The sequence below is a fragment of the Saccharomonospora iraqiensis subsp. paurometabolica YIM 90007 genome (assembly GCF_000231035.2).
Taxonomy (GTDB): domain Bacteria; phylum Actinomycetota; class Actinomycetes; order Mycobacteriales; family Pseudonocardiaceae; genus Saccharomonospora; species Saccharomonospora paurometabolica.
The window spans coordinates 119,625-120,033 of the sequence record NZ_KI912238.1; the positions used below are offsets into that span (position 1 = coordinate 119,625).

Genomic DNA, 409 nt, shown 5'->3' on the forward strand with positions numbered 1-409 from the left:
GGGCGCCGAGCGCAGCACGTCCACGGTCCGGCGGGCCGCGGTGGCCGCGGGTCTGCGCAACCACAGGGTCCACAGCGTGTTGCGGATGCCGAGCCGGCGGCGCCGCCGCGGATCCCGCGCCGTCGACGGGGCGTGGTGCACGACGATCCCGTCGTCGAAGCACATCCACCAGCCGCGCGCGGCGAGGTCCAGCGCCAGCAGTTCCTCCTCACCACCCAGCCACAGCCGCGGGGAGAACCCGCCGACCTCCCGGAACGCCGTGACCCGGAACGCGCTGAGCGCGGCCAGCACGCCGAGCAGGGCCGGGCCGGGCAGCCAGTCCGGGCCGGGCACGGGCGAGTGCCGCAGCTCGGGCACGATCGGGTCCTCGGTGAGGTCGGGTTCGACGAGGCAGCGGCCGGTGACCGAG

The 409-nt window shown here is 76.5% G+C and carries 1 protein-coding gene; it reads right to left on the bottom strand.

Annotated features, from left to right (window positions below; all coding sequences use genetic code 11):
• Window positions 1-409 (bottom strand): glycosyltransferase family 2 protein (locus SACPADRAFT_RS33910; RefSeq protein ID WP_040924316.1); only part of this gene is annotated, 409 nt, incomplete at both ends.